This window comes from Rhodoferax sp. LS1R11 (assembly GCF_056521395.1).
In genome coordinates this window covers 288894-303713 of record NZ_JBWMAW010000004.1, presented here as the reverse complement: position 1 = coordinate 303713, position 14820 = coordinate 288894, and the positions used below count along the sequence as shown (strand labels likewise).

Below are 14820 nucleotides of genomic sequence, written 5' to 3'. Positions count from 1 at the left end.
CCAACGCAACGGGCAAGCCAGATTCATGAACTGCTGCCGCACCGCTGGCAACCACAAAGCTAGCTCGGTAAAGCAGGACTGCAATGCGCAGTCAATATGGGTTCACCGCATGCTTACAAACGGGCGCCATTTGGATAACACATAACCATATGCCCACTGGGATTAATTTGAGCCATGTGGGCACGCATGTTGCTTAGGGTTAACCATTACGAGCCATAGCCAGCATGGAACTGGCACGGCGTCCATCAAATCAGTGGATAAAAAATGGGCAACAAAGTTGGCGTTGAAAACACGGGGTTTCAAGACTCCGCATATGCATTGGAAAAGGCGGCGTCCTTCGGACGATGGTGGTACAACCACGCCCTTGGTCAAATCGAAATCTCGCCGATGGCAGCGAGTTACTTGGATATCAAAGCTGAACATGGGCCATCGCTTGATGACTGCTTCATCAACGTAGTTGAGGATGATCTGGTTGGGCTGGTTGCAATGATCACAGCGGCGTATGTGGCGGCAGAGCCTGAGCCAGAGTTTGAGTTCAGAGTAATCACTGTCAATGAGGGACTTCGCTGGATACGTGCAAGCTTGTTGGGTATGGAGGGTCAGAACACAGAATTCACTTCCGGGGTACTGACGGACATCACTCGCAGCAAGGATGCAGCAATTCGCGAGCGCCTCGGTTTTGAATTGACTGAACTCTTGGTTGGGTCAGGGCAACTCAATGAAGTTATTGTCAATGTCATACAACTCGTGTGCAAGAGTCTCGGTTGGGAATGGGGCGCGTACTGGATCATGGGGGACTCTCCCCAAAATGGGGCCCAATTAGGGTGCAGGCATCTTTGGAACGGTCCCAGGCACAAACTTAGTGCATTTAGCCGAGCAAGTACCGATCTAGTCATGAAACCTGGAGAGGGCTTAGTGGGCCAGGTATGGGCATCGGGCCGCGCTCAGTGGATTGATGACATGTCCACCAACCTTCAATTCTTGCGCCGAAATAGTGCGCGTAGTAGTGGCTTGCTGTCTGGATACATCTTTCCGGTAACTTATGTGTCCCAGGATGGTGAGCACCATCGTCCGGGTGTCCTTGAGTTTTACAGCTGTCTCTCGCGCCAACAAGAAGCCCAATTACCCAAATTGTCAGCAACGATTGGTGCACTCATTGCCCAAACGACGCAGCGGATGGAAAGAGAAGTTGTCATCCATCGGCTGGCGCGAATCGACGAGCTTACCGAGCTGTCCAACCGAAGTCACTTTCACGCATGCTTGACTGAACGCTGCGTAAGTGCCACAAAGCTTCAGGAGAAGTTTGGTCTTATGTACATTGACCTGGACCGTTTCAAACCTATCAATGATGCGTACGGCCACGATGCGGGAAATTACGTATTGAGAGAGTTTGCCGTACGACTGAAATCCATCGTTCCACCAGATACAGCGGTGGGTAGATTGGGCGGGGATGAATTCGCCCTTGTCACCTACTGCAGTTCTGACGAATCTCTTTCTGAATTGGCTTCACAAGTATTAGAGGTGGCACGAGCACCGTTTCAATACGACGGTGTTGAGCTAACCGTGTCGGCAAGCATTGGGATCAGCCGGTTTCCCGAGAACGGCCAGACCCCTCCTGAATTGCTGCGAAGTGCAGATGCCGCGATGTACCGCGTCAAACAAAATGGCCGAAATAGCTGCGACATATTTTCCAACAGCAGCCCCATCAGCATTGCCAAAATGCGGGCATCTCTTGCGCAGCGCCTGTCAATCGAAACAGAGCTACACCATGCCATTGATAACAAGGAACTGTTCCTCGTCTATCAACCCATCTTCGATGTGTCATCGGGCTTGATGCATGGAATAGAAGCGCTAATTCGTTGGCGCAGAGCCAATGGTGACCTGGTTCCTCCTGATGTCTTCATACCGATTGCCGAGCAAAGCCACCTTATTGTTGAAATTGGCCGATGGGTGATGGCGCAAGCATGTGCGGACCTGTCAACACTTTATCAAGCTGGTTTCCATGGCCTTAAGGTACACGTCAACATGGCAGCATCGGAATTCACCAACAAGGATTTGCCCACCGTGCTGTGTGAATTGGCACGGGCACATCGGATTCCTCCTTCCAGTGTCAATTTGGAGCTCACGGAGGGAATGTTGATGAAGCAGCCTGAGCTAGTTGTTTCTGTCATGCGAAAACTGCGAAGTCTGGGATTCGAGATTAGTTTGGACGATTTTGGTATGGGACATTCTTCACTTTCAATGCTGAAGAATCTGCCAATCACGTCAATGAAGATTGACCGCTCTTTTATTCGCGACATCGCACACAGTCAAAGTGACCATGCAATCGCCAAGGCAATTCTCACACTTGGGAACAACTTGAAGATGGACGTCATTGCTGAAGGTATCGAAACAGAAGCCCAACTGTCAAAACTGAAGGAGGAAGGGTGTCATCTAATTCAGGGATATTTACTCAGCAGGCCACTGAGCCTGGATAGCCTGATCTCTATGTATTCAACAAGCACGCTCAGGTGCGCTTGATGCGTACTGACATTTTGAAATGTGACCAGATTATGTTGTTGAAGAACAATAAAACGCCGCTGCAGGTTGATATCTTTCTGCCCTACATGAGGGACGTTATGCGTTGCGAACGTGCGCTGCAAGAGCTCAACCTAATGTGGCGAATGATTGAGTCGGGCGCGAAAATGAACTGCCCGAAGGAGGCCAAAGCGATTCTTCCAACGATGGCAGCAACACGTGATGGATTTAACCGACTTGAGCATGAACTGGTGTCTAGTCTCGTGTTGGAGAAGGTCTCGAATGTATTGTCTGCAATTGAAACTAAGGCGCAGAATCTAATAGATATCCTGATCAGAAATTTGTACGAACGTACAGCCGATGTTGGATTCCTGGCAACAGATAACGTATTGGCTGCCTTTGTTGCAGGTGAAATCGACGACCACGAGGAAATCAATAGACGCCTGAGGGAATACCGCAATAAATACACCGTCTACGATGACATTATTTTGCTGGACACCTTCGGAAATGTGTTGGCCAAGGTGGATCAAGGATTTCCGATTGACGCCAGTAGCGACCCGCTCATTTTGCAGACCCTGAACACCGACTCTTATGTAGAGACGTTCAGATACTGCGACTTGCGTCCTGGTAAGAAGCGGGCACTGATTTATTCCAAACGGATATCGCACCCCGTCACAAAGAAGACCCTGGGATTGCTATGCCTGTGCTTCAACTTTGAGGAGGAGATGGCAGGGATATTTCAAACGCATGGAGACACTAAAGGCCGATCAGTCATGCTTTTGCTGAACGCAGAAGATAAGGTCATCGAGAGTTCAGATCAACTTTGGATTCCTCTGGATGCGCAAGTGCCCGCGGATAGTGATGGCACGATGGCGTTGCAGACTTTCTCCGGTCGTGAGTATCTAATCCGAACCGTCGAGACTCAAGGCTATCAAGGGTACATGGGTCCAAAAGGTTGGCGTGGGCAAGTGATGATTCCAGTGGATGTTGCCTTTTCTGGAGACAAAGGCAATATTCTTGCCACGCTTCCTCAGCACATAAGGGAAGGCGTGTTGTCACACGCAAAATCATTCTCACCACCGCTTTTTGAGATCATGAATGCGGCTGAGAACATACGTGGGGTAGTCTGGAACGGGCAGGTGATGTCATCAGGTCAGACCGGTGATCAAACCAAACTCAAAGCGGTACTTGTTCAAATCAGTGAGACTGCAAGCCGCAGTAATGAACTGTTTTCCAAGTCGATCGGCGACCTATACAGCACCGTTCTTACGTCTGGACTCAAGAAGATGGAATTCGTTTCACACTTGTTGGTCGACTTACTAGACAGAAATCTGTACGAGCGCGCCAACGATTGCCGCTGGTGGGCCTCTACACCTGAATTGCGAGCCGCCATGTCGGCAGAAACAATAGACTCCAAAAACAATGCGAATTTGACAGGAATTCTTAAGTACATCAATTCTCTTTATACCGTCTACACCAGACTTTTTGTCTACAACGCAAAGGGGGAAATCGTGGCCAGTACGCTGAATGGTCAAGACGATCCCATGTCGCTTGGTGAGCAGGTTTCTTTTGAGACTTTGACGAATGTGCGCTCTCTGATTTCGGACCAATCCTATTATGTAACCCCATTTGAAAACAATAATTTATATGATGATGCGCCAACCTATGTTTATCATGCGGCCATTCGAAGCACTAAGAACGAAAGCGCTGTCATTGGCGGCATTGGTATCGTCTTCAATTCGGCCGTTGAGCTTGAAATGATGTTGCGTGGAGCTATAGGTAATTCACCCGATATCACAGGTTTTTTTGTGGACAGGTCCGGAAGCATCATCGCCAGTACGGATGCAAGAAGACCCGCCGGCAGCAAGTTGGAAATCGACATCGATTTGAAACAAATCGCTGCAGGCGAGAGTCATTCAAAGATTGTCGAACATGACGGTCAGTATGCGGTGATGGGCTGCAGCTCCAGCAGTGGCTACCGAGAATTCAAGGTGTCGGATGGCTACAAAGATGATGTCCTGGCTATCGTGTATGACCCGATTGGCCCTTTGCGCAAGATATCACCTAGCGCCGCCCGAATTGACACGGCGATCGAATCTGAGGCTCATGGCGTCGGTCATGAAGAATATGCGATTTTTATTGCAAATGGCGTGCTCTACGCATTGCCAGCAAGAAATGTTTTGGAGTCCGTAACGGCAAAGCGGTTGACGTCTGTCCCGATGAGTTCAAACAAGGCATGTATTGGACTTTTGGACTTGCAACATAAGGGGAACCAGGTTAAGCCAGCATGGGTTTTTGACCTGAATCGTATAGTGCACGGACAAGCCGACAGAACTATGAACGGGTCGCAAATTCTGCTCATTGAGAATTCGGGACGGTCTATGGGTTTGTTGGTAGATGATTTGCACGATGTCAGAGAATTTTCCAGCGAACAAATCATTCCATCGCCGTTCTTTTCTGCAGGTCGTTCCACGTTGATTCATCAACTCATCAAGGCGAATAAGGGTTCACTTTTGATCCAGTCGATGTGTGTAAATTCATTGTTCAATTTGTCGCTTGACGTTATTTAAAAACGTGGCGTCATACCAGGACAAGCTAGGCAAAAATGTAGTTGGCCTGCGGGAGTCAATGTCGGGTCTGGGGCTGGAAATTAGAACTTTTTTAGGACCGCTTCCGCTGCACAACGGAACTTCGTTGTCCCCAAATTCCAGCCCTTTAATTTGCCCCACCTTCACCCAAACAACCCCTCAAACCCCGCCACCGGCTCAAACCGCTTGTTGCGGTAGACCAAGCGCGTAGGCCCCAGCAGATATTGCTCGCGCACCGAATGCCGCTCATCCCCCGGATAACAAATCACCCGCGTGCCGTCGTCATCAAAGGGCTCGGGGGCAATCACCGGGGGAGGGCGCTGGCGCGCGGCTTGCAGCACGCTTTGCACCTGGGTGTGGCGCGCCAGTTGCACCAGGCTCATGATTTGTGGCGGGGCCAGTTCTATCTGCCCTTGCCAGTATCGCGCCAGCGCCGCGCGGGGGCTGAGCCACACGCTTTCGGTGGTCTCGTGGTCGTCGTGGCGGGCCACCTGGTCGGCGGGCACCGCGGCGACAAAGAAGCGGGTGTCAAACCGCTTGTTGGTGACCGACGGCTGCCGGGGTGTGATCCAGCGCGACCAGGGTAGCACCTGGCTGCTTTGCAGGCGCAAGTTCATCTGCGCCAGCAGGGCGTCAAATGCCAAGCCGTCGCGCAGCAGGGCGGTGGCTTGTGCGGCGTGGTGGTGGGAGGCGCCGTGTGCAAACAAGATGCCCGACTCTTCAAAAGCCTCGCGCATGGCGGCTACATACAGGCTGGCGGCGGTGAGCGGCTCGATGTCGTGCTCATTCAGCGCGCTGTGCAGCACGGACAGAGGTTGGTCCAGGTGAGCGTCCATGTCCAGCAGCGCATCGGCCGCGTCCACCTTGCCGCCGGGGAACACGTAGGCGCCGCCCAGCACGTTCGATAAGCCGTGGCGCTTGAGCAAGAAAACCTCCAGGCCATCGTTGCCGTCGCGCAGCATGACCACCGTGGCAGCGGGGCGCGGCGGGGTGGTGATGACTTCAGAGTTGAGTTCCATGGATCGCTTTCAGGGGCAGTCTCCACTGTGACTTACAGTGGTCGTTTTGCCGCTGGAGACTATCAGAATCTCCCCTGTGAACTTGTCACCTTACCTTCAGGAAAAAAACCATGAGTATTGATTTCAAAGGCCGCGTGGCCATCGTCACCGGCGCGGGTGGCGGATTGGGCCGTCAGCATGCACTGGCGCTGGCCGCGCGTGGCGCCAAGGTGCTGGTGAACGACCTGGGCGGTGCACGAGACGGCTCCGGTGGCTCGGTCAGCGCGGCGGAGGCCGTGGTGGCCGAGATCAGGGCCGCAGGCGGCGAGGCCATGGCCAATGGCGCCTCGGTCACCGATTTTGCCGCCGTGCAGGCCATGGTGCAGCAGGCGGTGGACGCCTGGGGCCGGGTGGACATTCTGGTGAACAACGCCGGTATCTTGCGCGACAAATCGTTCGCCAAGATGGAACTGGCCGACTTTGAACTGGTGGTCGACGTGCACCTGATGGGCGCCGTGCATTGCACCAAGGCCGTGTGGGCCCTGATGAACGAGCAAAAGTACGGGCGTATTGTCATGACCACCTCCAGCAGTGGTTTGTATGGCAATTTTGGCCAGTCCAACTACGGCGCGGCCAAGATGGCGCTGGTGGGGCTGATGCAGACGCTGGCGCTGGAGGGCGCCAAGAACGACATTCGCGTCAACTGCCTGGCGCCCACCGCGGCCACCCGCATGACCGAGGGCCTGATGCCCGAGGCCGTGCTGGCCGCCCTCAAGCCCGAAGCCGTGGTGCCCGCCATGCTGGTGCTGGCCTCACAAGACGCGCCCACGCGCACCATTTTGTGCGCCGGTGCGGGCACGTTTGAGGCGGCCCACATCACCATGACGCAAGGCGTGTGGCTGGGCACGGACGCACTGACACCGGAGCGCCTGGCCGAGCGTCTGATGGATGTGACCGACCGCACCGACTCCACCGTGCCCCCAAGCGGCGCGGCGCAGGGCACCAATGAGGTGGGCAAGGCCATGGCCAATTTATAAGAAACGGGGCTGTAGCCCAGGTAGAACGTGCGGAAGTAGCTATTAAATTGATAGTATTTCCCGCGCATCCGTCAAAAGCGGTTGCACGCCAGTTGCAGCCGCCACCGCGAAAATCAGGCCGGACGGCCTGAGGCGGTAAAATCACCCCCATCACGCAAGGCCGCTGATGGCGGCCTAAACCATCCCCCGAGCCGACAGGTGTAGGACAGGTGCGATGCGTTGGCGACCCCAGGCAGGGTTTTTGACACCTGCTCCGACGGAGTCGCCCAAACCCTGCTTTTTGATTTGGATTGATCTTTTTATATGACGCGAGCACCGACGCGTACAAACTTCCACAGCTCAAGGCTTATTCGTGTGCTTGCCGACCTGGCCATGATGGAGACCACTGAGCCGGGCACCGCCTTTGCAGAAAAGCTGGCGCTGTGGTTGGACCATAACGACGCGATCAACCTGTATGGCACGCTCAGCGCGAGCGCGGCCAATCCACCCGCTGCGACAGTCGGGTTGCGCCCGGGCGCGGGTGTTGCCATCGGTGAAGCGTTTACGCGGGTCAGTGCCGGGTTAGAGGCATCCATTACCAAAACAGGTGCACCCGTGGCGGGCAAGGCCCGTATTGAGCTGCCCGCGCCTACGCTGGATGTGCCCTTGGTCCTCGCCACGGCCTACGAGCCCTATCGCCGCTACTACCTCTCGCACCAGCGCGACATGGATGCCAGCATTCGCCCGTTGCGTGCCAAGGTGCGTGACGTGTTGGCGCGCACGGCCCCCGCGCTCAAGACGCTGGCCGGGCTGGACGCTGCATTGGGCGGCATGCTGGCCGAGCGCGAAACCAGGTTGCTGGCCACCGTGCCCAAGCTGCTGGAAAAGCGGTTTGCGCACCTGTTCAACGCACACCAGCAACTGCTGCTGAAAAACGAACTGCCAGACAACCCGGCCTATTGGATGCACGCCGGTGGCTGGCTGGCGCGCTTTCGCAACGATTTGCAAACCGTGCTGCTCGCGGAGCTGGAACTCCGCCTGCAGCCGACCTTGGGGCTTATGGAAGCACTCAACCACGAGACATCAAAACAGACATGAAGAAACATTTGTTCACAGCCGCCTTTGCTTTGGGCGCCATTGCGGTGCTTTGGGTTGCCTCCGGGTTTCTGGGCGGGCACTGGCTGGCGCTGTCGGTGACGCTGGTCATTGGTGCGGTCTATGCGTTTGGCGCGCTGGAGTTGCGGCAGTTTCGCCAGGCCACCGCCACGCTGGTCACGGCGCTGAGCACCATCCCCGAGCAACTCCCGAATCTGGGCAGCTGGCTCGACAGCGTGCCTGCGTCGCTCCAAAACTCGGTGCGTTCACGCGTGGAGGGCGAACGCGTTGGTTTGCCGGGCCCGGCACTCACGCCGTATCTGGTGGGGCTGCTGGTGATGCTGGGCATGCTGGGCACGTTTTTGGGCATGGTGGTGACGCTCAACGGCGCCGTGTTTGCACTGGAAGGAACGACCGACCTGCAGGCCATCCGCACCGCGCTGGCCGCACCCATCAAGGGCTTGGGCTTGTCCTTTGGCACCTCGGTGGCGGGCGTGGCCACCTCGGCCATGCTGGGCTTGATGTCGGCCTTCAGCCGACGCGAGCGGCTGGCCGCTGGGCAACTGCTGGACACCAGAATTGCCACCGTCTTGCGTGGTTTTTCACTGGTGCACCAGCGCCAGGAAACCTTCAAGGCGTTGCAGTTGCAGTCCCAGGCCTTGCCGCAAGTGGTGGATCAATTGCAGGCCATGATGGGACAGATGGAGCGCATGAGCCAGCAGTTGAACGAGCGGCTGCTCAGCAACCAGGACAGCTTTCACCGCGATGTGAAAGGTGTTTACACCGAACTGGCCACATCCGTCGATAAATCGCTGCGGAGCAGTCTGGCGCAAAGCGCGCATGTGGCGGGCGAGAGCATCAAACCCGCCGTTGAAGCGGCCTTGACCGGAATTGCCCAGGAGGCAAAGTTGATGCACGAACGCATGATCGACACCGTTCAGCTGCAGCTTGATGGCCTGTCCGAGCGCTTCAGCACGATGGCCTCGACCGTGACAACAACCTGGACGCAGTCGTTGGACGCCGTGGCGGCCACGCTGCAGCGCGAGTGGCAACAGGCCGGTACGCAAACGCTGGCGCAGCAAGAAAAAATCTGCACCACCCTGAGCGAGACCGTGAAAACCATCACCGAACAGGCGCAGGACCGTGCCAGCACCACGCTGGGTGAGACCACCCGCTTGATGGCCAGCGCCGAAGACTTGATGCGCTCGCGCCTCGCGTCTGAGGCGGCCTGGATCGCGCAGCACAGCGAGCGCATGGACCAACTGGCCAGCGTGTTGCGTGGTGAACTCGGCGCGCTCCGGGACGCCGAGGCCGTGCGTGGCAACGCCGCGGTCGAGCGCTTGGGTGAATTGCAAACGGCACTCACCGGTCATTTGACAACGCTGGGCACCGCGCTGGAAGACCCGATCACGCGCTTGATTGAGACTGCGTCTGAGGCACCCCGCGCCGCGGCCGAAGTCATTGGCCAATTGCGCAAGGAGATTTCGAACAGCGTCTCGCGCGACAACGAGCTGCTGGAAGAGCGCAGCCGCATCATGACCACGCTGAGTTCGCTGCTGGAGTCGATCAACCATGCATCGCTTGAGCAGCGCGCGGTGATTGATTCACTGGTCGCGTCGTCTGCCGTGGCGCTCAGTGCGGCGGGCAGCGAGTTTGCCGACAAGGTGGGCACCGAGGCCGTCAAGCTCTCGGACATTGCGGCGCACGTCACCAGCAGCGCGGTGGAGGTGTCGAGCTTGAGCGAGGCCTTTGGTTTTGCGGTGCACTCTTTCAACGAGGCCAACGAGAAGCTGATTGGCAACCTGCAGCGCATCGAAGGCGCCATGGACAAATCGATGGCGCGCAGTGACGACCAGCTTGCCTACTACGTGGCGCAGGCGCGTGAAATCATTGACCTGAGCGTGATGTCGCAAAAAGAAATTTTTGAAGAACTGCGCCAACTGCCCGGCAAGCAAGTGGCTCTGGCCGAAGAGGTGCAGTGATGGAAGACATTGACGCGGGCACCGAGGCCAGCGCACCCGTCTGGGCCGTGTTTGGCGACCTGATGTCGGGCCTGCTGGGCGCCTTTGTGCTGATTCTGGTGGGCGTGCTGGGTGTGCAAATGGAGCTGACCACCAGCCTGGAAGCCGAGGTGAAGAAGCGCCAGGTCGAAGAGCAGCGCCGCATGACGCTGGAGAAAGCGTTGGCGGTTCCGCTGGCCTCGGGGCGCATCACGCTGAACAACGGGCGCATTGGCATCAGCGGGCAAGTCTTGTTCTCGCTCAATTCCGACCAGCTGCAGCCCGAGGGGCGGCAGTTGTTGAACAGCCTGGTCACGCCACTGCGGGGCTATCTGGCCTCGCGTAATGAATTGTTGATGGTGAGCGGCTTTACCGACGACCGCTCGATACGCGGTGGCAGCAGCCAGTTTGTGGACAACTGGGAGTTGTCGGCCCAGCGGGCCTTGACCGTGACGCGCACGCTGATTGACGAAGGCATGCCCGCCTCGATGGTGTTTGCCGCCGCCTTTGGTGCGGAGCAGCCCGCCACCCCCAATGTGGATGAAGCGGCCCGCGCCAAAAACCGGCGGGTGGAAATGGCGCCTGTGCCCCGAACCGCCAACACGAAAACCGCTGCACCATGACCGCGACGTTGCGCGCGGTCGGCGCGGCCAAGTTTGACCCCGTGCGCCTGCATTACCTTGACGTGCTGGCCCAGCGCGCCAGCGCGCATCAAGGCCCCGTCAGACGCATTCTGGACGCCAAGCTGGCGCAGGCGCTGGATGCTTTCAAAATTCGTTTTGAGCTTGCACAGCGGGAAGCCAGAGAGGCCGTCGATCACATGGCGCTGGCGTTTCCGAAGGCCGCGCCCGAGTTGCAAGGGCTACTCCAGGCCAGTGATTTCAAAGGTGTGGCGCAATGCATTGCCACGCTGAAAAAAGCTGCCCCACGCGCCTCGCTGGGCGAACTGGCCCGCTACATTGCCCAACACACGGCGCAGACGGCGGAAGGTGGTGGTGACGGACATGCCGGGAACGCGGGCTTGCGCCCCGAGCTGAAAACCACGCGCTATTTCAGAAACACCTGGTCCAAACTCAGCGTGGACAAGCAGGTGACCCAAGCCCTGGTGCAGGCCCCCAAGAATGCCGGGCCCATCAACTCGCACAATTTGTTGCTGCGCTCGTTGGCCTTGATGCGCGACATCTCACCCGATTACCTCAACCGGTTTACCTCTTACGCCGACACCTTGTTGTGCCTGGACCAAGGCGGCAAAGGCAAGCCTGCCCCGGCCAAGAAAACGGCCGACGCTGAAGGCGCAAAAAAACCGAAGAGCCGTCGCGTGAGCGCGGGGTAGTTTTTTTGTGTTTTTGGGCTGTAGCCCAGAATGAGCGCTAATTGCCCACGGGCGCAAAAATCCCGCTCCATCCCGTCGTCGCCACTTGCAATTGTTGGGCTCCGACTCTCGTGAGCGTGAATTTACCGCCGTTACCCAGCGCATAGCGCAGCACCCGGCTTGCCGCAGGCCCGAAGCGAATCTGGTCGGCGGTAAATCTGATTTCCATGTCCTTGTCCGTCTTGCAAATCACCCCCGTAATATCCGCCCAAAGACCTTTGGTCGACTTGACGAAGGCCACTGATGCAACCCCGTTTTTCTCAGCAATAGACACCATCAGGGGTTTGCCATCGTCCATCGTTGTCTCTTCCCATTGCAAAGAAAACGACGGATCGTTGAGCAGGTCTTTCAATCCAACGATCGTCGAGACGCATTTTTCTGGCACTTGGGCATGGCTGCTCAATGGCGCCAATAGAAACAAGAAAGAACACAAGCAAATTCGACAAAACGAGGGAGTCATATTTGTGCAGTGTAAGCAGGGACCAGTCGAGTGACACGATCATGATTTCCGCTGGCGTGCCCTTTGGCACCTCGGGCACGACCAACGTGATGCGGATTACCCAGATCGATTAATGATGATTTAGGGCTGTAGCCCAGGTGCAGCGTGCGGGAGTAGCTATATAAATAATAGCAAACTCCTCGCAGTTGCCGGCCATTGCAGCCGGCAGTTTTCTTAAGCCTTGGCCGGTGTCACGGCCATGTGCGCCACCTGCTGGTCCAGAATGGCTTCGGGTTCTTGGGATTCCTGCTGCGTGGGGTTGTCCAGGCTTTGGTGCAGGCGTTTCATGTCCAGGTCGCCGGTCCACTTGGCCACCACCAGGGTTGCCACGCCGTTGCCCACCAGGTTGGTCAGTGCGCGGGCTTCCGACATGAAGCGGTCGATGCCCAGAATCAGCGCCAGACCGGCCACCGGCACGCCGCCCACGGCGGACAAGGTGGCGGCCAGCACGATAAAGCCGCTGCCGGTGATGCCCGCGGCGCCCTTGGAGGTCAGCATCAGCACGGCTAGCAGGGTGAGCTGCTGCGTCAAGGACATGGGGGTGTCAGTGGCCTGGGCGATGAAGACGGCGGCCATGGTCAGGTAAATCGAGGTGCCGTCCAGGTTGAACGAGTAACCGGTGGGAATCACCAGGCCGACCACGGACTTGCGCGCACCCAGGTTTTCCAGCTTTTCCATCATGCGGGGCAAGACCGATTCAGATGACGAGGTGCCCAGCACAATCAGCAGTTCTTCCTTGATGTAGCGCACAAACTTGAAGATGCTGAAGCCATGCAGCCGACTCACGATGCCCAGCACCACGAACACAAAAATCAGGCAGGTCAGGTAGAACGCGCCCATGAGCTTGCCAAGTGAAAACAGCGAGCCCACGCCGTATTTGCCGATGGTGAACGCCATGGCGCCAAATGCACCGATGGGTGCGACCTTCATGATGAGGCCAACGATGTCGAACAGCACATGCGAGGTCTTTTCAATGAAGTCAAACACCATGGTGCCGCGGCCGCCAAACTTGTGCAGTGCAAAGCCGAACAAAACGGCAAACAGCAGCACTTGCAGAATCTCGCCCTTGGCAAATGCATCCACCACCGAGGTGGGAATCACGTTGAGCAAAAAGTCCACGGTGCCCACCATCTTGCCGGGGCCTGTGTAGGCCGCAATGCCTTTGGTGTCCAGTGAGGCGGGGTCCACGTGCATGCCCGAGCCGGGTTGCAGCAGGTTGACTACCACCAGGCCAATGACCAGGGCCAGCGTGGACATCACCTCAAAATAAAGCAGGGCCAGGCCGCCGGTCTTGCCGACCTTTTTCATGTCTTCCATGCCGGCAATGCCGATCACCACCGTGCAGAAGATGATGGGTGCGATGATCATCTTGATCAGCTTGATGAAGCCATCACCCAGCGGTTTCATCTGGGCGCCGAACTCCGGGTTGAAGTGGCCCAGCAGCACGCCAATGATGACGGCGGTCAGAACCTGGACATAAAGTGACTTGTAAAGCGGCTTGCGCGCGGTTGTCGTTGACATGAGCTGTGGCCTTGAATAGGTTGATGGGAGGGACTGCGTAGCCCTCCAGGAGGGCGCGGGCTGAATGGTATGCAGCCGTCGTCATCTCGCCAACTGTGGCGTTCAACAGTCGGGTTTACCCTAGGTCGCGCGGGCGGGCTACGGGCTGCGTTTTCAGGGCGGGCAGTCCCGCTGCACCTGGCGCAGCAGGCGGGTTCCGGCCCGGCGCTCGTAGTCGTCGTAGACGGGCTGCACGGCGCGGCGCATGGCGAGGCGTTGCGCGTTTGACAGCGTCTCCACCCGCATGCCGGGCGATTGTTGGAGCGTCGCCAAGGCCTGCTGGTTCAGCTGGGCGGACAGGCGGTTGCCTTCGTCGAGGGCATCGTTCAGGGCCAGGGTCACCAGGTCCTGGTCCGAGGTGTCCAGACTCGCCCAGAAACGCGGGTTGGACACCACCGCGTAGCCCAGGTAGCCATGGTCCGTCAGCGTCACGGCGCGTTGCACCGAGTCCAGCCCCTGGGTCAGGAAGTTGGACAGCGGGTTTTCGGCACCATCAATCACCCCGGTGGCCAAAGCCCGCTGGGTTTCGCCAAACGGCAGTACCACGGGAAGGGCGCCGAGCGCGCGCATTTGGGCCGCCAGTGTGCGCGAGGCCTGTATGCGCAGGCGAAGGCCCTTGAAGTCGGGCACCTGCTGCAGGGGCTTGCCCGCACTCATCTGTTTGAAGCCATTGTCCAGAAAGCCCAGCCCCACCATTTGCTGGCGCGACAGGCGCTGCAACAATTGCCGCCCGATGGGGCCCTGGGTCACGCACCGGACCTGCGCCAGGTCGGCAAACAGAAACGGCAAATCAAAAACCTCAAATTCAGAGGTGCCCACGGCGCCAAACTTGGACAGCGAGGGCGCCAGAATCTCGACCGCCCCCAACTGCAGGGCCTCCATCTCGTCATCGTCCCCATACAGCTGCGAATCGGGGTACACCTCGACCCGGATGCGGCCACTGGAGCGCTGTTCCACCAGCGACTTGAAGTGCAAGGCCATCCGCCCCTTGGGCGTGTCAGGCGCCACCACATGCGACAGGCGGATCATCACTCCGGCCTGCGCCGCCTGCACGGCAGGAACGGCCCCCACCAGCAGCAGGCAGGCGCCCCAGCCCGCGCACCAGCGCCAGGCCTGTGGTTTCCAGTTGATCCGCTTGAAGGTTTGCATGTCCGCTATGCTACTCAAAACCTCCC

Annotated in this window: 11 protein-coding genes; 7 read left to right on the top strand and 4 right to left on the bottom strand. The window is 57.6% G+C overall.

Features of this window, described 5'->3' with window-relative positions:
• The first annotated feature begins 264 nt into the window (after positions 1-264).
• Positions 265-2520 carry an EAL domain-containing protein gene (locus AC097N_RS08045; protein WP_479580373.1) on the top strand — a complete coding sequence of 752 codons (2256 nt, stop codon included), beginning with the start codon at positions 265-267 and terminating at the stop codon, positions 2518-2520.
• Positions 2520-5087 (top strand): chemotaxis protein CheW, encoded by a 2568-nt coding sequence (locus AC097N_RS08040; RefSeq protein ID WP_479580372.1) that lies wholly within the window; start codon positions 2520-2522, stop codon positions 5085-5087. Before AC097N_RS08045 ends, AC097N_RS08040 begins: the two co-directional genes overlap by 1 nt.
• Before the next feature lie 161 nt (positions 5088-5248).
• On the opposite strand, the gene AC097N_RS08035 is transcribed toward AC097N_RS08040, so the two are convergent.
• Complete coding sequence (locus tag AC097N_RS08035) at positions 5249-6124, bottom strand: NUDIX hydrolase (protein WP_479580371.1); 876 nt, start codon at positions 6122-6124, stop codon at positions 5249-5251.
• 110 nt (positions 6125-6234) lie between these two features.
• On the opposite strand from AC097N_RS08035, the gene AC097N_RS08030 reads away from it, so the two are divergent.
• From AC097N_RS08030 to AC097N_RS08010, 5 genes are all read left to right on the top strand, one after another.
• Complete coding sequence (locus AC097N_RS08030) at positions 6235-7140, top strand: SDR family NAD(P)-dependent oxidoreductase (protein WP_479580370.1); 906 nt, start codon at positions 6235-6237, stop codon at positions 7138-7140.
• 303 nt (positions 7141-7443) lie between these two features.
• Entirely contained in the window at positions 7444-8217 is a 774-nt protein-coding gene (locus AC097N_RS08025) for a DUF3348 domain-containing protein (RefSeq protein ID WP_479580369.1), read from the top strand.
• Entirely contained in the window at positions 8214-10196 is a 1983-nt protein-coding gene (locus tag AC097N_RS08020) for a hypothetical protein (RefSeq protein WP_479580368.1), read from the top strand. Before AC097N_RS08025 ends, AC097N_RS08020 begins: the two co-directional genes overlap by 4 nt.
• Positions 10193-10837 carry an OmpA family protein gene (locus tag AC097N_RS08015; protein WP_479580367.1) on the top strand — a complete coding sequence of 215 codons (645 nt, stop codon included), beginning with the start codon at positions 10193-10195 and terminating at the stop codon, positions 10835-10837. The genes AC097N_RS08020 and AC097N_RS08015 overlap by 4 nt, the downstream gene beginning before the upstream one ends.
• Positions 10834-11547: a DUF2894 domain-containing protein gene (locus AC097N_RS08010; RefSeq protein WP_479580366.1), complete on the top strand. Its 714-nt coding sequence runs from the start codon at positions 10834-10836 to the stop codon at positions 11545-11547. Before AC097N_RS08015 ends, AC097N_RS08010 begins: the two co-directional genes overlap by 4 nt.
• 37 nt (positions 11548-11584) lie before the next feature.
• Here the strand turns inward: AC097N_RS08010 and AC097N_RS08005 are convergent, their stop codons facing one another.
• From AC097N_RS08005 to AC097N_RS07995, 3 genes are all read right to left on the bottom strand, one after another.
• On the bottom strand, positions 11585-11938 hold the full coding sequence (locus AC097N_RS08005) for a hypothetical protein (protein WP_479580365.1): 354 nt from the start codon (positions 11936-11938) through the stop codon (positions 11585-11587).
• Between the two features lie 321 nt (positions 11939-12259).
• Positions 12260-13606, bottom strand: a complete 1347-nt coding sequence (locus tag AC097N_RS08000) for a dicarboxylate/amino acid:cation symporter (protein WP_479580364.1) — start codon at positions 13604-13606, stop codon at positions 12260-12262.
• A 153-nt stretch (positions 13607-13759) separates the two neighbouring features.
• On the bottom strand, positions 13760-14794 hold the full coding sequence (locus AC097N_RS07995; protein ID WP_479580363.1) for a DctP family TRAP transporter solute-binding subunit: 1035 nt from the start codon (positions 14792-14794) through the stop codon (positions 13760-13762).
• Positions 14795-14820: the final 26 nt, after the last annotated feature.